The 18236-nt window shown below is 41.1% G+C and carries 13 protein-coding genes; 8 read left to right on the forward strand and 5 right to left on the reverse strand.

The features are described 5' to 3' along the window. The first annotated feature begins 169 nt into the window (after positions 1-169). The 5 genes from FHK89_RS14060 (at position 170) to FHK89_RS14080 (ending at position 7712) form a co-directional block, all read left to right on the forward strand. Complete coding sequence (locus tag FHK89_RS14060; protein WP_230661572.1) at positions 170-1321, forward strand: acyl-CoA dehydrogenase family protein; 1152 nt, start codon at positions 170-172, stop codon at positions 1319-1321. A gap of 108 nt (positions 1322-1429) precedes the next feature. Further along, the gene (locus FHK89_RS14065) at positions 1430-2638 is read left to right on the forward strand and encodes an acetyl-CoA C-acetyltransferase (RefSeq protein ID WP_230661574.1); all 1209 of its coding nucleotides are present in this window, start codon (positions 1430-1432) and stop codon (positions 2636-2638) included. 103 nt (positions 2639-2741) lie between these two features. Next, a complete protein-coding gene (locus tag FHK89_RS14070) occupies positions 2742-4886 on the forward strand; it encodes a 3-hydroxyacyl-CoA dehydrogenase NAD-binding domain-containing protein (RefSeq protein WP_442966609.1) in 2145 nt (714 codons plus the stop codon). Further along, positions 4876-5979, forward strand: coding sequence for a CaiB/BaiF CoA transferase family protein (locus tag FHK89_RS14075; RefSeq protein WP_230661578.1), 1104 nt, complete (start codon positions 4876-4878; stop codon positions 5977-5979). The genes FHK89_RS14070 and FHK89_RS14075 overlap by 11 nt, the downstream gene beginning before the upstream one ends. A 38-nt stretch (positions 5980-6017) precedes the next feature. Continuing rightward, positions 6018-7712 (forward strand): AMP-binding protein, encoded by a 1695-nt coding sequence (locus tag FHK89_RS14080; RefSeq protein WP_230661580.1) that lies wholly within the window; start codon positions 6018-6020, stop codon positions 7710-7712. A 50-nt stretch (positions 7713-7762) separates the two neighbouring features. Here the strand turns inward: FHK89_RS14080 and FHK89_RS14085 are convergent, their stop codons facing one another. Together FHK89_RS14085 and FHK89_RS14090 are read right to left on the reverse strand one after the other, a co-directional pair. Next, complete coding sequence (locus tag FHK89_RS14085) at positions 7763-10021, reverse strand: ornithine decarboxylase (protein WP_268993035.1); 2259 nt, start codon at positions 10019-10021, stop codon at positions 7763-7765. 159 nt (positions 10022-10180) lie between these two features. Continuing rightward, complete coding sequence (locus tag FHK89_RS14090; RefSeq protein WP_230661582.1) at positions 10181-11464, reverse strand: DUF711 family protein; 1284 nt, start codon at positions 11462-11464, stop codon at positions 10181-10183. Between the two features lie 267 nt (positions 11465-11731). On the opposite strand from FHK89_RS14090, the gene FHK89_RS14095 reads away from it, so the two are divergent. Genes FHK89_RS14095 through FHK89_RS14105 form a run of 3 tightly spaced genes read left to right on the forward strand, consistent with a single transcriptional unit; the run spans position 11732 to position 13590 of the window. Next, positions 11732-12685: a hypothetical protein gene (locus FHK89_RS14095; protein ID WP_230661584.1), complete on the forward strand. Its 954-nt coding sequence runs from the start codon at positions 11732-11734 to the stop codon at positions 12683-12685. Positions 12686-12723: 38 nt separating this feature from the next. Continuing rightward, positions 12724-13155 (forward strand): hypothetical protein, encoded by a 432-nt coding sequence (locus tag FHK89_RS14100; RefSeq protein WP_230661585.1) that lies wholly within the window; start codon positions 12724-12726, stop codon positions 13153-13155. A gap of 15 nt (positions 13156-13170) precedes the next feature. Further along, on the forward strand, positions 13171-13590 hold the full coding sequence (locus FHK89_RS14105; RefSeq protein WP_230661587.1) for a hypothetical protein: 420 nt from the start codon (positions 13171-13173) through the stop codon (positions 13588-13590). Between the two features lie 43 nt (positions 13591-13633). Here FHK89_RS14105 and FHK89_RS14110 read toward each other — a convergent pair whose 3' ends face one another. From FHK89_RS14110 to FHK89_RS14120, 3 genes are read right to left on the reverse strand one after another with little or no spacing between them, the layout of a single operon-like run. Next, on the reverse strand, positions 13634-14212 hold the full coding sequence (locus tag FHK89_RS14110) for a hypothetical protein (protein WP_230661589.1): 579 nt from the start codon (positions 14210-14212) through the stop codon (positions 13634-13636). Between the two features lie 28 nt (positions 14213-14240). Beyond that, a complete protein-coding gene (locus tag FHK89_RS14115) occupies positions 14241-15761 on the reverse strand; it encodes a reverse transcriptase family protein (RefSeq protein ID WP_230661591.1) in 1521 nt (506 codons plus the stop codon). 3 nt (positions 15762-15764) lie between these two features. Next, a complete protein-coding gene (locus tag FHK89_RS14120) occupies positions 15765-18233 on the reverse strand; it encodes a hypothetical protein (RefSeq protein ID WP_230661592.1) in 2469 nt (822 codons plus the stop codon). Between the last annotated feature and the right edge of the window lie 3 nt (positions 18234-18236).

The following is an 18236-nucleotide window of genomic DNA, read 5'->3' on the forward strand; positions in this document are numbered from 1 at the left end:
TTTTTTGCCACTATGGTTTTTATCAGATGATTTTTTTGCAAAATTTCAGTTAAAAAGATGGTAATAGTAATATAAATTACCCTTATTAAGCAACTCTAATTTGCATAAAATCTGCAATTTCTTTTTCGTTATTTCATCACAGCAACCACCCTGTTTAAGGATAGACACAATGAGTATTGAGCATTTTAAATCAAATTGGATGACACAAGAGCATGAGATGTTGTATGACAGTGCATTAAAAATGTTTAAAAGCTGGGAGCAGTACGAAGAAAAATGGCTTACCAATGGAGTATTAGACCGTGCAGCATGGGAAGAAGCAGGGGAGATGGGATTTTTATGTGCGTCAATACCAGAGGAATATGGCGGGGCTGGTGGTGATTTTGGTCATGAAGCCGTCCTGATTTATGCACAAGCTGAAGCAAATCAGTCGGGTTTTGGTGGTTTGATTCATTCAGGCATCGTTGCTCCTTATATCCTTAATCATGGAACGGAAGAACAAAAAAAAGCATGGTTGCCAAAAATGGCAACGGCGGAATATATCTCTGCGATTGCCATGACTGAGCCAAGTACGGGGTCAGATTTACAAAATATCAAAACCACAGCGATAAAAGAGGGTGATGACTATATCATCAATGGTTCAAAAACTTTTATTACCAATGGGCAGCTTGCCAATCTTGTGATTATTGCCTGTAAAACAGACAAAGATAAGGGCGCACAAGGAATTTCTCTTATTGTGGTCGAGACCGATAAGACCGAAGGATTTGAGCGTGGGCGCAATCTAGATAAAATTGGGTTGTCTGCACAAGATACGTCTGAGCTATTTTTTAATAATATGCGTGTACCACAAAAAAATCTACTCGGTAGTGTCGAAGGTATGGGCTTTATGCAATTGATGCAAGAGCTTCCTCGTGAACGGCTAATTATTGCTTTGACGGGTGTGGGTGCGATGAAGCTGGGTATTGATTTGACGGTTAACTATACCAAAGAGCGGCAGGCGTTTGGTAAGCCCATCTTTAAGTTTCAAAATACCCGCTTTAAGTTAGCCGAATGTTATGCTGATTATCTGGCTTGCCGTAGTATGACCGATGCTGCTATTGAGGCGATTATGCAAAATAAACTAACTGTACCACAAGCGTCATTGATTAAATATTATGTCACCCAAAAGCAGTGTGAGGTGTTAGATGAGTGTTTACAGTTATTTGGTGGTTATGGTTATATGAAAGAATACCCAATCTCACGCTTATACGCTGATGCACGAGTACAAAAAATTTATGGCGGTACTAACGAAATTATGAAAGAGTTGGCATCACGCTTTATGTAGTCGCATCTCATCATCACCCTGTTCTATTTTTAGAGATACGCTTTAATAGCCTTGCTAACATATTTCTTCTAGCATGGCTCTTCTATAAAAGATAAAAAGGATTTTTTTATGACTCAAACAGCCTATATTTATGACACCGTACGTACCCCTCGTGGCAAAGGCAAAAAAGACGGTTCTTTGTATCAAGCCACGCCAATATGGTTGGTGCGTACATTGCTACAACAACTACAACAGCGTAATAATCTTGATACCAGTTTGGTCGATGATTTTGTGCTTGGCTGTGTCACGCCTATTGGTGAACAAGGCTCTGACCTTGCTCGGGTTGCCATATTAGATGCAGGTTGGCATCAGACAGTTGCAGGGGTTACTTTGTCTCGTTTTTGTGCCTCTGGACTGGAGTCGGTTAATTTAGCCGCTGCAAAGATTATGTCTGGTATGGAAGAGATGGTTGTTGCTGGTGGGGTGGAGTCGATGAGCCGCTTACCAATGGGTTCTGATGGTGGTGCATGGTATATGGACCCTCGGGTAAATCAAGCGACACAGTTTGTACCACAAGGTGTGGGGGCAGATACAATAGCAACGCTAGCAGGTTTTAGCCGTCAAGATGTTGATGCGTTTGCCACTGAGTCACATCGGCGTGCAGCTACGGCATGGGAAAAAGGCTATTTTGATAAGTCTGTTGTGCCTGTGACGGATATGAATGGTATGTTGCTGCTTGATAAAGATGAAACCATTCGCCCAAATACCAATGTAGAAATCCTCGCTGAATTAAACCCTTCATTTGCTATGGTCGGCACAATGGGCTTTGATAGCGTTATTTTAGATAAATATACCACCATCGAAAAAGTAAATCATGTTCACCATGCGGGTAATTCATCGGGTATTGTTGATGGCTCAGCACTGTGTTTACTCGGTAGTAAAGCAGCAGGAGAAAAAGCAGGGCTAAAACCTCGAGCAAAAGTAACCATGGCAGCGGTGATTGGTTCTGAGCCAACCATTATGTTGACTGGCCCTACGCCTGCCTGCCAAAAAGCGTTAGATAAAGCTGGTATGCAAGCTTCTGATATTGATTTGTGGGAAATTAATGAAGCCTTTGCTGCCGTACCTTTAAAAACGGCACGTGATTTTGGCGTAGCGCTTGATATTGTCAATGTTAATGGCGGTGCGATTGCGATGGGTCATCCACTGGGAGCAACTGGTTCAATCTTATTAATGACTGCACTAGATGAGCTAGAGCGTCGAAATCTAAACACTGCCATGATTACGTTATGTGTGGGTGCAGGTATGGGTATTGCGACTATTATTGAACGTGTTTAAGTGGCTATTTTTTCTAAAGAACATTAAGAGATAAGGGATAAAGGAATATAACATGACAACAGATAACGTAGATAGTGTAGATAGCATAAAGATCATAAATGATTTGGCGAATTTTTCGGCTGAGCGTGATAGTGATGGCATCGTAACTGTAACTATTAATCAAAGTGATCGTAAAATGAATGTCATTGGTGATGGTTTTAATCAATCATTTGCAAAGTTAACTGATGGCTTTGTTAATGATGATAAAGCCACAGGCTTAATTTTAACTTCGGGCAAAGAGACATTTATTGTTGGTGCGGATATTGATGCATTGGGCGATATCAATACTTATGAGCAGGCGTTTGAGTTGGTGGAAGATTTAAAGGGCAGTCTGCGTAAATTAGAAACTGCTGGCAAACCTGTGGTTGCTGCTATTACGGGCACAGCATTAGGTGGTGGTCTTGAGATTGCTTTGGCATGTCATCACCGTATTGTCATAGATTCACCCAAAACCAAATTGGGACTGCCTGAAGTAAAACTTGGCTTGCTGCCTGGTGGCGGTGGGACACAACGGCTGCCACGTTTGCTCGGTATTCAAAAAGCCTTAGAGCTGATGACGCAAGGTAAAGAGCTGCGTCCTGATGCAGCAAAAGCGATTGGTATGATTGATGACATCGCCAGTGATAAAGAGGATTTGCTTGCAAAAGCTAAAGCATGGATCAAAACCAATCCCAAGGCACAGCAACCTTGGGATAAAAAAGGATTTAAAATCTTAGGTGGCGATAGCAAGCACCCAAAAGTAGTACAAATATTTTCTATCGCGCCAGCAATGGCAAATCAAAAATCACATGGCAACTATCCTGCCATCACCCATATTATGTCGTGTGTATATGAAGGCTGTCTGGTCGATATAGATACTGGACTGCAAATTGAATCCCGTTATTTTGCCACTTGTGCGTTATCACAAGAGGCAAATAATATGATTAACACCTTATGGAAACAGCTTAATAAAATCAAAAAAGGTCAATCACGCCCTGAAGGTTTTGCGCGTAAACAAGTACACAAAGTAGCAGTACTTGGGGCAGGCATGATGGGGGCAGGTATTGCTTATGTCACTGCCAAAGCAGGTATTGAAGTGGTGTTATTAGATAGAGACATTGAATCTGCCAAAAAAGGCAAAGGCTATTCAGTTAAACTGCTAGATAAAGCCATTAGCCGTGGGCACTCGACTGTAGAGAAAAAACAAACACTGCTGGATTTAATTAAACCAACAATCTCTTATGATGATTTAAAAGACTGTGATTTGGTGATTGAAGCGGTATTTGAAGACCGTGAAATCAAAGCGGACTGTACCCATCAAAGTGAAGCGGTTATCCCTGAATCTGCGATATATGCTTCCAACACCTCAACCTTACCCATCACAAGCTTGGCAACAGTTAGCACCCGCCCAAACCAATTTATCGGTCTGCATTTTTTTTCACCTGTAGATAAAATGCCTTTGGTTGAGATTATCATGGGTAAACAAACCGATGATGAGACATTAGCCAAAGCCTTTGATTATGTGCTGCAAATTAACAAAACACCGATTGTGGTTAATGATAGTCGTGGTTTTTATACCTCACGTGTGTTTGCTACCTATGTCTCAGAAGGCATTGCCATGTTAGCAGAGGGTATCCACCCTCGTAGTATCGAAGTCGCTGGTTTAAAAGCAGGTATGCCAATGCCGCCACTTGCATTGCAAGATGAAGTATCACTCAGTCTAGTACGTCATATCACCGAGCAAAATAATCGTGATATGCAGGCTGAGGGCAAACCAGTAATCGTGCACCCCTCTTATGAGGTACTAAAAGTGGTTGGTGAAGAGCATGGTCGTGAAGGTAAAAAAATGGGTAAAGGCTTTTATGACTACCCAGAAAATGGCGAAAAACATTTATGGGCACAGCTAACCAATTTATTCCCAACCAAAGATAAGCAGCCACCGCAACAAGATTTGATTGACCGTTTGCTATTTATTCAAGCCAATGAGTCGGCAAAATGCTATGAAGAGAATGTCGTACGCTCAGTGTCTGATACCAATATTGGCTCAATATTTGGCTGGGGCTTTGCCCCACAGCATGGCGGTACATTGCAATTTATTAATGCCATGGGAGCAGATAAGTTTGTAGAGCGTAGCCGTGTATTAGCAAAAAAATATGGTGAGCGTTTTGAGCCTGCCAGCATCATCATAGAAAAAGCAGAAAAAGGGGAGGTATTTGTCGATGATGAATAAGCTAAATAATCAGATGTTAACTAATATGCAAGATTGTCTTACAGGATTGCGGGTGGTTGATTTAACCCGTAATTTACCCGGTCCTTTTGCCACCAGATTATTAGCAGATTTGGGGGCAGAAATCATTAAAATTGAACCAAAAAATGGTGATCCTGCACGTGCATTTGGCAGTATATTTGATGCGCTTAATCATGGTAAAACAACTAAAAAGGTTGATTTTAGAGACCCTCAAGGCATTGAAACCATCAAAGCGCATATCAAAGATGCTGATGTGATGCTTGATAGTTTTCGTCCTGATGTACTAGATGGTATGGGGCTAGATGCCAAAGCCTTACATGCTATTAACCCAAAACTGGTGATGGTCTCTATCACTGGTTATGGTGTACCAAGCTCACAACATGGCGATAACGCTAATGAGTGGACAAGCAAAGCAGGTCATGATATCAACTTTATGGCGATGAGTGGTGTCTTGGATCAACTCAAAACATCTGATGGCATACAAGCGATGCCAAACATTCAATTTGCTGATTTGGCAGGTGGTAGTGATACCGCAGTGATTGCTTTATTGGCAGCCGTTTTTGCCGCGCAGCGCACTGGGCAAGGGCGACACATTGCAGTAAGTATGACGCACAGTTTATATCATCACATGGTAATGCCAAAAGCCACAGGTGAACTGGTAAAATCAATGACAGGCTGTCAACCACAACCACAGCAAGATTTTTTAGGGGGAGTACTGCCCTGTTATCGGTTATATAAAACCGCCGACAACCGTTATATGGCAGTTGGTTCACTGGAGCTGAAATTTTGGCAAGGATTGTGTGAAGTGCTTAGGTTGCCCAAGCTTAAAAATCAACACTGGCAACGAGGTGTGCTACCCAATATGGACGCCAGTCTTGAGACGGCACAAAAAGTGGCACAAACATTTGCCAGCCAGCCATTATCGTATTGGCAAGAAAAATTTGCTGATGCCGATGTGTGTGTGACTCCAGTACTCAATTTAGATGAGGCAAGAGCACACCCATTGTTTGCCCATCAAGATGCGTATCAAGCCACGTCAGGTTGGCAAATAATAACGATGGCAGATAGCAAATAAGAATAATAAAGTGGTGGCTAAAAAAGGAACATAAGCACATGGAAAAATTTTGGACAAAAAACTATCCTGAAGGTGTGGTAGAGACGGTGGCTAATAATGAATACAATTCATTAACCCAATTTTTTGATGAAAACTTTGCCCTCTACAGCAAACGGGAGTTTAGTTCAAATATGGGGGTGACTTATACTTATGAGCAGATTGAGGAAATCTCTCATCATATTAGCGCTTGGTTGCAAAGCCGAGGGCTGGTAAAAGGTGACACCGTGGCACTGATGATGCCAAATGTGAATCAGTATATGCCAGTAGTCATTGCCATTATCCGTGCAGGTTTTATTGTTTCTTCCATTAATCCCATGTATACACCAAGAGAGCTAAAGCATCAACTTAATGATACCGAAGCATCTATTATTTTTATTCTTGAACCATTTTGTAAGACACTAGAAAAAATCATTGCTGAGACTAAAATAAACACTGTGGTTGTCAGTAAAATTGGCGATATGCTGGGCATGGTTAAAGGCACGATAGTGAATATCATGGCAAAGCATGTCAAAAAATCCATTCCCACACATCATTTGCAAACCAATAGCCAATATACCTTGACTGATTTTAAATCTGTGCTGGCAACAGGCAAAAAATTACCTTATTCACGTCCCATTCAACATATTGAAGATTTGGGTTTTATCCAATATACAGGTGGCACAACAGGGATTGCCAAAGGTGTGTTGTTAAGTCATCAAAATGTCATTTCAGGAACACTACAATTTGATGCATGGCTTGCACCAACTTATGAAAAAATGCCCAAAGATACCTTGATAAATACCATTATAGCGCTACCTATGTATCATTTTTATGCCTTTATGGTAGTGATGCTTGGTATTCGGACAGGACATCATTTTACCTTTATTACCAATCCGCGTGATTTAGATGGCTTTGTAAAAACTTTAGCCGCTCGTCCTTTTCATATCATTCCTGCGGTCAACACTTTATATCAAGGGCTTATCAGCCACCCTAATATTGATACGGTGGATTTTAAGCATCTGGTACTATCTATGTCTGGTGGTATGGCAGCCACGCCAGCAACCTCACAAAAATGGATTGATATGACGGGTACAGCATTAGTCCAAGGCTGGGGTATGACTGAAACGGTGGCAGTGGGAACGCTGAATCCTGTGATTGCAGGGGGTGATTTTACTGGTAAAGTGGGTATGCCGCTACCGGGTGTGGATTTTAGCATTCGTGATGATGATGGTAATGAAGTACCCATTGGTGAACAAGGTGAGATATGTATTAAAGGTGATAATGTCTCCATCGGCTATCATCATATTGATAATTCAGACTATTTTACTGATGATGGCTATTTAAAGACGGGAGATGTGGGGGCCATTCAAAAAGATGGTTATGTGACATTGTTTGACCGTAAAAAAGACATGCTGATTGTCAGTGGTTTTAATGTCTTTCCCAATGAAGTGGAAGGCGTGGTGGGTATGCACCCAAAAGTTGAGGAATGTGCGGTGGTGGGTATCGAAGATAGCAAACGTGGACAAGCGGTTAAAGCCTTTGTGGTTAAATCAGATGCCAGCCTTAGTAAGGAAGAACTGGTTGCGTATTGTAAAGAGAATTTAACTGGTTATAAATGTCCTCGGCATATTGAATTTTGTGATGAGTTACCAAAATCTACGGTAGGTAAAATTTTGCGCAACGAGCTGCGTGAAAAAGCACCTGTTCAATCCTAATCAGGTGCTTTTTAGTGCCGTCCTCTTAAAAAAGGGGAAGGGTTTATAAGCTACAACTGCCCAAACGGTGATAGCGCATTATGAAGGATATCTTGCGCTTCATCATCATTTTGTACCACGTTTTTACCGACAGCAGTACCTTGAGTATCCTCAGTAGCATTGCTATCTTTTAGTACATAGGCATAAGCCACTTTGCGCCCTTGCTCATCTATCTCCCAATACACTCCTTGAACCTCTGGCTCAAATCCCGGTAAACTATTGACCCCTTCTTGTAGTGCCAAGAAATACTCAAGTACTGCGCCGCCCCAAATCTCACCGGGTACAATACAATAAACGCCTGGTGGGTAGGGCAATGCACCCTCCATGGCAATGCGACCTTGAATGCGACTGATTGGCACCAGCTCAATTTCATTACGGATAAACGCATTATGGGCATCAAAGGCACGCATGGCAAGTTTTGGACGCTGCTCATATTCAAACATTTGCTGTTGCAGTTTATTTAGCTGATGTTTGGCATAAAAATTATGCAAGCGTTGGCACAACTCACCAATTTTTAGCTTACGATACTGTGGATAGGCTTTTGCCAAACTAGGCAAAACTTCAGCCACAGGACTGTTGGATTTGATATGCGCTTCAAAACGCACGATACGGGCGACCAAATGTTGGAATTTTGCCAATGTTTCGGCAGGGGTGAGCAAAAATAAAATGGAGTTTAAATCTGCTTTTTCGGGAATGACCGAGCTTTCACGTAAATAATGCGCCAAAATAACCGCAGGAATACCTGTGGCTTCATATTCACCCGTTTGCATGTCGATACCCGGTGTGGTGAGCAGCAATTTACAAGGGTCAATAAAATATTGATTGTTTTCATACAATTCAAAATCATGCCAGCGTGCGCCTGCCTCAAAGGCAAAAAAGCGAATGTCATTGGCAATGGTTTCAGTGTCATAATCTTGCCATGGCTTGCCTTCAATGGTAGGCGGTACAAACGGCTGAATCATGGTACAGGTATCAAGCAGCATTTTACGCGCTTCGATACCACCAATGATACATTCATGCCACATGCGTTGTCCTGCCTTGCCTTCGTGCATTTTTGCATTGACATCAAGTGAGGCAAACAACGGATAAAACGGACTGGTGGACACGTGCATCATAAAGGCATTGTTAAAGCGTTTATGGCTGACATAACGAGCTTGCCCGCTAATATGATTGTCTTTTTTGTGAATTTGTGAGGCTTGGGAAAATCCTGCCTGCTGTTTGTGTACCGATTGGGTGACCAAAATACCAGGGTCATCTGGCGTAAGCTCAAGTAGTAGCGGTGAGCAATCTCGCATCATCGGGATAAACTGCTCATAACCTACCCATGCGCTATCAAATAAAATATAGTCACACAAGTGACCAATTTTATCGACCACCTGACGGGCATTATAAATCGTACCGTCATAGGTACCAAGCTGAATCACAGCAAGGCGAAAAGGACGCTGGTTATCAGCACGCTCAGGGGCAACTTCTCGGATACGCTCACGAATGACGGCTTCATCAAAACAGTGTGCTGCAATACCGCCAATTAAGCCATAAGCGTTGCGGTCGGTTTCAAGATAAACGGCTGTACCACCACTCATACTCAGCGCACCTTGATACACTGACTTATGATTGTTGCGGTCAAATAACACCAAATCCCCATGCGCTACCAACGCACCAATGGCAATCTTATTAGAAGACGACGTGCCATTTAATACAAAATAAGTCTTGTCGGCATTAAATACTTTGGCGGCGTGCGCTTGCGCCTCGTAAGCGGGGCCTTCGTGAATCAGTAAATCACCCAAACCCACATCGGCATTACAAGAATCTGCACGAAATAGGGTTTCACCAAAATATAAAAAGAAGCGTCTGCCTGAGGGGTGGCGACGGAAAAACTGTCCACCTTGATGACCAGGGCAATCAAAAGCAGCATTGCCGTAATCGGTATATTCACGCAATGCCTGAAAAAATGGCGGGTCTAAAGTGTCAATATAGTGAGCCGCAGCAGCATTAACCAGTTGACCATTATAATATTTTTGGTCGTCGGCAAGCTCTAGTACCCCATAGATATGCGGTAGCCATTCATCAGGGACGCTATATCCATATTTTATCGCCACAAAAATAGGAATGTTAAATCCCAAGTCTTCAATTTCTGCCCATGCTACAGGCATGTCTTCCATTGTCACCACAATGGCGGCAATATTGGTAAAATCTGTACCACGAACATCGGTCAAACGGTAGTTACAATTGAGCGCATACTCTATGCCATTACTGACGGCAATCTTCATAGGGCGTATCCTGTCTTTACTGCAAACAAAGGTAAAACTATACGTGAAATCCTAATAATAACCAATGAAAATATGATGAAATTAAATAAAATGGCTACCAAAAAAACAACAATGATAACAGAAGCCACAAAACCAAGAGAAAAAGAAACCATAAAAAATCTAAGGCACAGCCAAAACGGCACAATTACACAAATCGCTACTTTCAAACTCAGTCAGCTTGCCAGCGTGTAAATTTGGCACAGGGAACACACGTACGGTTAAAGGCTTATTGAGGCGATATGCCATCGTACCCGTATCACGCATCAATGCAGAAAGTTTATCACTGGAGGTATCCCCTGCAATTGGGACAGTATCTAGACCAATGCCGCACACACTGCTATAAGTGAGCAATGAGCGGATATCAAACTCACCATCAATGGTCGCTTGCGCCAAGCCACTGTCTTCAGTCACTGCCAGCATCAATCCCGAAAAGCCAACCGCCGTAACATTTTGTAAAGACTTAAACACTCGGGTTAATAAAGCGGATATCTCCACTGTACCACTTGCGCCAAAATAGGGTACACCCAATGCTTTATACATATCCACCATAGAGGTGCAATCTTTTGAAGGGGCGGCTGAGGTGTCCATACCCAAATAACACCAATCTGTCTTATTATTGGCAGACTCAATGCAATCTTGAATAATATCTATATGATATTGCAGCGCAGCACGCATGGCATGATAGGCTTGGTTAAGACGTTGTTGGTAGGATTGCTGTTTTGGCGTTTGCAGATTTTGCAGACTGGCAAGTAATAAATCAGGTGTTTCTAAACCAATTACAAAACCTTGGTCAATTTCTCCGCGATGATAACTGGCAGGAAAGTAGGGGATATAAGAAGGGCAGTTAAAATTGACAGTAAAGTTAAAGTTGCCTTCACCACGTGGGGTAATTTGGCTAATTTTTTCCACTGCCTGCACACAAGTGCTAATCAGTTCATTATCTAATATGCCCAGTTCATCAGCAGTGACATTGACACACGCATTACATAAATCACCATAATCACGAATTAGCTCAGGTAGCAAAGCAATCTCTTGTGCCGTTTTTGCCTCACCAATGGCAAACCGTAGACGCATAGTGCTATTATTTTGGCTGTTGTGATTATCCTCATTTGAGTTGTCTTGAATTTGTTGTAATACCTGCATCAACTGTTCTAAGTCTGCTTTTGCTGATGCTAAATCCTGCGTATTGAGATATTCGCTAAATGGATTGGTAACAATACGAATGGATTGCACCTGATAGCCAATATTTTGTAGGGCATGGGTGAATCTATCGCATTGAGTTTTAGCAGATTGTAATATTGCTTGCCACTGATTTTTATCAGCACTCAAATTGATAAAAGTGCTGATGGTGCGGACTTTACATAGCTGTTTATTGGTTATATCTAAAGCATGTTGCTTACTCATCTTATATTCCTCAACACTTGACTTAAATGACTTAAATGAATAGCGCCATATTTTAGTCTATTTTCAAAATACAGTCGCTATACAGTTTAAGCGATAGTGATTGTACTGTATGGCTGTTTTTTTTCAGTACAGTTTTTATAATGCTCAGTTAAGTATTGCTAAGCAGTTTTAAATTGTAGTTTATAAAAATCCTTGCTATGCTAAACAGACAAAATCGTATCATCTATTCACCAGACCGCACCTGTCGCCATGTTTGCGACAGCTTATATGTTTAAAAATCGTCTTGAAAACTACTGGATAACTCGTCCAGATATCTTACATTTAAATTATGTTCATGACCTAAACCAATTTTTAGCCCCTTATCAGCTAGAGCTTAAGTTTATATCTTGTCAACAATTACCAAAATTTGCTTTATTACAGGCTAGTCAAAAAGAGGCTCAGGCAATTTATAATATTTTGCCAACCAATTCTACAAATGATGATTATCTAAAGCATTTCTTCAAACGATATATCCGCAATACACCACTGACGTGGGCTGAATATCAGACACAGCAAAACTATCTTAATCTTGAAAATGGTTGTTATCAGGATTTTCTACAGTTTATTACTCATGCCAATATATCTTTGGAATTTGATAATAGAGTGTATGAAACCCCACAACCTGCCCAAAACTGGATTGATGGCAATCCACCACAGCTATTAGCTTATTATCGACAATTTTTTCAGCAATCTGATGTCTTGTTTAATCAGTACGGCTTAAAAAAAATGAATGATGCTTTAAGCTTTATTTTAAGCCATTTTGATTATGGTTTTGAAACATTAGCTTATGACAGTCGCATTGATTTTGAGGCTCGTAAGACAGTGATAGAGGCTATTTACGATTTATATGCCAAGCTGTTTGTTTCTGACGCTATTGAGCATCATCGTTATATGTTGTGGGACGGTTTGGCATTTAGCTATACAATGGAGTTATTTAGTTATCATTGCAAAGAAGAGGATATTATTCCTTTGCAAAACGTCATGTTTGCGACGTTAAATAAAATTTTGCAATTAGATAGTAAAGAATGTCAATATGGGGCATTACATGGATTGAACCATTTACAACACCCTGATACAAAAACTAGTATTGAACAATATATTGCAACGCAAGCAGATTTAGATAACTTAGACTATGACGATATCAAGTTTGCTCGGGCGTGTATCACAGGTCGGGTGATGTAGAGTAAGTGGTACTTACCTATATTAAAGGGAAATAAATGATGGAAAATAATATGCAGATTAATTTTGTTAAAGAAAGAAGCGATCTTGACTTATTGCGAAGCTGGAGTGAACTATATAATATTCATTTATGGGCAGGTCAGGCATATGCTATTGATAAAGAAAATAAAATATTTTTAAGCAAAACTGGAATACAAAGAGAGTTTGACCCTAACATAAGGGTAGGCTCAGGATTTTATAATTTTTTTTATAAAGGAAAATTTTATCAACTAATAACAGACATATCAGACAAACTTGGTGAAAATTATTACCAAGATAAGATTATCAGCATAAATAACATAGAAACCATTGATGATGATTTTTTAAAGGTTTTTGCAATGGCTTATAAATTATGTAACAACTATGGTGATATAGATACTTCATTAAAATTGGCAGACGATGATTTTCAAGTAATTATTGATTTATATGAGTAAATTAGGGGAAATAATATGCAGATTAATTTTGTTAAAGAAAGAAGAGATCTTGACTTATTGCGAAGTTGGGGTGAACTATATAATCTTGATTTATGGGCAGGTCAGGCATACGCTATTGATAAAGAAAATAAAATATATTTAAGCAGAACTAGAATACAAAAAGATTTCGACCCGATCATAAGGGTAGGCTCAGAATATTATATTTTTCTTTATAAAGGAAAATATTATAAACTAATAACAGAAATATCAGAAGAACTTGGTGAAAATTATTACCAATATAAGATTATCAACATAAATAACATAGAAACCATTGATGATGATTTTTTAAAGGTTTTTGCAATGGCTTTTAAAGTATGTCGTAATTATGGTGATTTAGACCCTTCATTAAAATTGAAAGATGTTGATTTTCAAGTAATTATTGATTTATATGAGTAAATATAAATCAATTGAGCTGTTAAAATATCCACGCCAAACCCATTTATAATCTATTGCTGTTGATATATTCTGATATGGGTAGATTAAGTTTAATCTCTAATTCTTGCATTATATAAATCATTAAGCACCAAAAACCATCATCTTTTAAAGCCTTTTTATCTAAACAGGCTATTTCTTGCATTAGCTTATTAGCCGTATTGTTGGCAAGCTCAACTAAAGCAACTTCATCAGTATCTTTATCAAATATCTTTGACTTTAATAAGAAGATTTTAGATAAAAATAATGAATAACATTGCAAAAACACAGCTAATGAGCGATTAACATATACCTTATCATCGTTAAAGTCCAAGCCTTCATTAGGCAATATCAAGATATGCTCATGGCTATCTATGACAAAAAATCCAAATATACAATAGCCAAAAACCTTAAATAACTCATTTGCGTTATTGGATATGACGATGATTTCATCTGGGTAATATATAAAAGAAAACCCCATCTTTGGATAATCATCAAAATAGGAAAATATATCATTCAATATATTTTCCATCGTCATTTTTTGAGCTGGCTGAGTATCTACAATGCGGTATCCTTTTGCTAAAAGGACATCTATATTAATACGCATAGTTATACATAGTTAAGCCTAATGAGCATCATTCAGTCTTATCCTCTTTTTCAGCCTTTTTAGCAAATTCCTTGCTTAACTCCCCAAGCTGTTGCAAATAGCTTGCTCCAAGCTCTGGGTCGGTCATGGCAATCCATGAGGCATAGCCCATTAGGGTATTAAAATTCTCATCAGCCCGCAGTTTTCCGCCATTTTGTAGGTTATGAATGACGGCTCTTAGCATACGTTTGGTTTTGCGAGGCACTCGGGGCGTACCGTCACCATTGACCACCAAGCCTGTGACGTTTTGCTGATTGCCTGTGCGAATGATTTTGGTTTTATCACTGTTAATGGCAAAGCCTTCCTCAGTCAAAATTTTACTTACTGAGCCAAGCAGTTGCCCAATAAGCTGGTTTTGCTCATTGTTATTGTTGGTAGAGTTGTCATTAGCAGTTTTAGCGGTCTTTGTATTTGGCTTTTTACTTGGTTTACCAGTGGTGGTGTCGGTTTTGGGTAGGCTAAAGGTTAAGTCATCGGCATAACGGCTATAGCGTAAGCCCAATTTATCCGCCAGTCCCGTTAATCGGCGGTCAAGGTTTAGACAGACAATGTTGGTGAGGGCAGGGCTGGTGGGTGCGCCTTGTGGCAAACAGCGGTCAGCTAAGGCGACATAGTAGGTCACTCCATTTTGACGCACGATTTGACGCGGTGATTCGGTGCAAAGCAGTGCCAATAAGGTGGCGATTTGCTCATGATAGCCTGCATGACGAAACACGCCTTTAACCCTTCGCCAATGCACACTGGGGAAAAAGTCTTTGATATCCAGTTTAATCAGCAGTTCGCTATCGGTATGCACACACGCATTGCTAACGATGGATTTGCCTTGCACAAAGCCATGCGCCGAGCCATGAATGGGCAGGTTATTGAGGATATTATCGAGTATCCAGCGTTGGGCATATTTTAGGCGCGGAATGGGCGACCAGATTTGCCGAGGCGTGCCGTTGCGTTTGGCAATGGTAAAGTGGTTGTAGGTTAAGTTGGTGGCAACGTCACGCTGATAACACAAGCCTTTTAACTGTGGTATGGTCAAGTTTAGGGAGCTTGCCAGCTTTTGGGGCTTGTCGATAAGGGGCAGTTGGTTTTCTATCAGCCGATTGCTGGCGTCTTTTACGTCCCATTGGTCGGGGCTGGTGTCGTCCGTCCAGTAAATATCGCGACCAAGATAAACAATGTGCTGGGCTTTGTAGGCTTGCCATGCTTGTTGTTTGAGCTTTTTGGCTTCAAGGGCTTCTTGTTTGAGTTGTTTTTTGTAGCGGTCACGCTCTTTGGGACTCATGTTGTCAATGGGCTGACGCTCAACCAAAAATCCTTGTTTAACAAGCTGTTGCTGGACGTATTGATAACGCCCGCCTGCTTGTTCAATGTCTTGCCAAAGCTGTTGTAGCTCGTTGAGCTTTTCATTACCATTGGGGTTGATTAGGTTGCCATGATGAGCTTGGTTGTTATGGATATACTGTGATAGCTGTTGTGCGTTATTTGGGTTGTTGCTGTTATTGTTGCGATTACTCATCGGTTACACCCCTTGATTTTCAATAAAGCCATCGGCTTCAAATTTGGCAATGTGTTGTAAAAAGGCTTGTTTGGCTTGTTTGGGCTGGTTAAAGACAAATTGCTGGCGTGTGTTGGTAGCAGTATTGATAGCATTGCTGTCGCCAGTGGTTTCGCCTTGCCCGTTTTGGTGTTGATAATGCTGATATTTGCGTTTGCGTGGGTCATGATTAAGGTATTCAATAATCACTTTTTTGGCTTTTAGGGTGATTTGCACTTGCTGTATATTCACACTACTCATGCCTGCATGGCTGTTATGGTTGTTGCTGTCTTGCGAGTTATCGTCCTTACTATTGTTTTTACGGTTGTCTTTACTGTTGCTATTTGATAAAGCGGTTAAATCCAAGACAGGGTTAAAGTCAGCATTGCTTTGCTCATCGGTTTGAGTATTCGTAGCGTTGTTATTAGCATTAGTACCGTTAGTATTCATATTGATACGTTTGCTTAAAATACGGGTTTCTTGCCAGTTGGCTTGGGCTTGTGGGTCACGACTGGCGTCAAAGTCGTTATATGCCAAACGCAGGGCGATAAGGTGTGAGCAAACCCCTTGTGTCAGCCGATGTTGCAAAAATTGCGGACAGCTACATTCGGCACGACTGACGATACCTTCGTCGCCAAGTTGTAATTGGCTGTGATAACTGCGTCTGTCCTCACTAACATGAATGTCCGCTTGGATAAGTATGCCTTGACTGGCAAGGTTATCCACCGAAAATTTGCGGATAGCGTCGGCTCGGCTAACAAGGTCATAGGCTTGTTTTTCAGCAGGATTATGATAGGCAAATGCCTGCATATCCAGTGGCGTTTGTGTTAATGGACGGTAGTAATAGGTTTGCGTTGCCATGTCATAGCGGATAAAACCTTGCTGACTGGCGGATAAGAGTTGTTGACGGATAGCGGTTTTGTTGGCTTTGCTTTCTTTATTGTCTTTGTTGTTTTTATTAGTTTTGGCTAAATCAGCAAGGCTACTGGGCTGTTGTTGCAACTGCTCAAGTAAGGCTTGTAGGTCTGATTGGTCAGCACTGTTATTGTTAGCATTGTCATCAACTTCACCCTCAATGCTCAAACTTTGTGGGCGTTTGGGCAGTAATAAGTCAAAGCCCAATGCTTGCGACCAGTTGCTTTGGCTAAAGCCTGTCATGGCAAAGGTAAAGTGGAAACCGTCACCCGCCAGCGTCCAATAGCTTGGCATACCTTGCCCAAGTAAGGATACATTAACCGTTTTGCAATGGGGCAATAGGCGTTTGAGTAGGGCAAGGCGACGACGACCCCAAAGGCGGATAAGTTTGGCTTGTGAGCCTTGATAAGGGCGGGCGTGTTTGCTGACTTGACTGGTAACGGCAATGTTAAACGGCTCTAGGATAATAATTGGCTGTTGCTGTGGGCGTAGCTCAATTAATAAGCCCCGACGTTTGCCTTTGATGTCAGCATGCATACGCAATTCAAACAAGACGTTATATAAGGCGATGGGGTCTAGCTCAATGCTGTCTTGGGGCAGTTGTGACGCTGACTGCACTTGTAATAACGAGCGTATCCAGTTTTTGGGAACGTTAATGCGTTTTTCGATAACTTCATTAACTTCAACTTCGTTTGTTTCGTTATTAGCCTCACTTTTACCGTTTGCTTGTTGGTTGTCGTTATTTGTTGCCTCATTTAGGCGTTGTAAACTGACCGCCTCATGCCCAATATCAAGGCTGGTTGGCGTATAGTCACGGATACGTTGAATGCCTTCGTATAAAGCACTGCTATAATCAATGCTGGTCGTGCCGTAGTTGATGTTATCAGCACCGTTAGCACTGCTTTGGCTGGCAAAAATATCATGGCTTAAGGTCAACTGGGCATAACAGCCTTCGTCACGACTAAACACTTCAAAGCTAATGCCTTGCTCATGTACTTGGATAATCGGGTCAAGGATACAAAAGGCTAGTGGGTCGTTATTAAACAGCCATTCAAAATATTGCCGTTGGGCGGTAAACAGGTTTTTATTGGCGTTGGCTCGTCGCATTTGCATAAATACGCTATAAGCTGAGCGGTCTTTGGGGACATAACGATAATCACTGCTCACTACATCAAACAATGCCGATAAGGTATCACGAAACAGCAAAGGCGATTTGACCTTAGCATGGAATTTGACATCTTGGCGGTTTAGCTCGGTAAATAATGCCACATGCTGGGTTAGCTTTTCGCTGTTATCTTGGCTAAGTGACGCGTCTGTATTAACAGGGCTATCAATTACCTGACTGTCTATCACTTGTTGCTCAATTACTTGACTGTCTATTACTTGGCTTGGACGAGCATAATCCATTCTCATCATCACGCCATCAGCATTTAGGCTGTTATTGGCGTCATTAGCATTGTCTAAGCTATCCGTATTCACGTCATTTGCACTGTCTAACGTGTCATTTTGTTGAGGATTATTGTGTTGGTCATTGCTCATTTA

It is taken from the genome of Psychrobacter sp. I-STPA10, from assembly GCF_021012795.1.
Taxonomy (GTDB): Bacteria; Pseudomonadota; Gammaproteobacteria; order Pseudomonadales; family Moraxellaceae; genus Psychrobacter.

What these genes read in the sequence shown, in the direction of transcription:
- FHK89_RS14095 (WP_230661584.1), top strand. Translation starts at nt 11,732, where the DNA reads ATGTTTAAAAATCGTCTTGAAAACTACTGGATAACTCGTCCAGATATC.
- FHK89_RS14110 (WP_230661589.1), bottom strand. Translation starts at nt 14,212, where the DNA reads ATGCGTATTAATATAGATGTCCTTTTAGCAAAAGGATACCGCATTGTA.
- FHK89_RS14075 (WP_230661578.1), top strand. Translation starts at nt 4,876, where the DNA reads ATGATGAATAAGCTAAATAATCAGATGTTAACTAATATGCAAGATTGT.
- FHK89_RS14120 (WP_230661592.1), bottom strand. Translation starts at nt 18,233, where the DNA reads ATGAGCAATGACCAACACAATAATCCTCAACAAAATGACACGTTAGAC.
- FHK89_RS14080 (WP_230661580.1), top strand. Translation starts at nt 6,018, where the DNA reads ATGGAAAAATTTTGGACAAAAAACTATCCTGAAGGTGTGGTAGAGACG.
- FHK89_RS14100 (WP_230661585.1), top strand. Translation starts at nt 12,724, where the DNA reads ATGGAAAATAATATGCAGATTAATTTTGTTAAAGAAAGAAGCGATCTT.
- FHK89_RS14060 (WP_230661572.1), top strand. Translation starts at nt 170, where the DNA reads ATGAGTATTGAGCATTTTAAATCAAATTGGATGACACAAGAGCATGAG.
- FHK89_RS14065 (WP_230661574.1), top strand. Translation starts at nt 1,430, where the DNA reads ATGACTCAAACAGCCTATATTTATGACACCGTACGTACCCCTCGTGGC.
- FHK89_RS14105 (WP_230661587.1), top strand. Translation starts at nt 13,171, where the DNA reads ATGCAGATTAATTTTGTTAAAGAAAGAAGAGATCTTGACTTATTGCGA.
- FHK89_RS14085 (WP_268993035.1), bottom strand. Translation starts at nt 10,021, where the DNA reads ATGAAGATTGCCGTCAGTAATGGCATAGAGTATGCGCTCAATTGTAAC.
- FHK89_RS14115 (WP_230661591.1), bottom strand. Translation starts at nt 15,761, where the DNA reads ATGAGTAATCGCAACAATAACAGCAACAACCCAAATAACGCACAACAG.
- FHK89_RS14090 (WP_230661582.1), bottom strand. Translation starts at nt 11,464, where the DNA reads ATGAGTAAGCAACATGCTTTAGATATAACCAATAAACAGCTATGTAAA.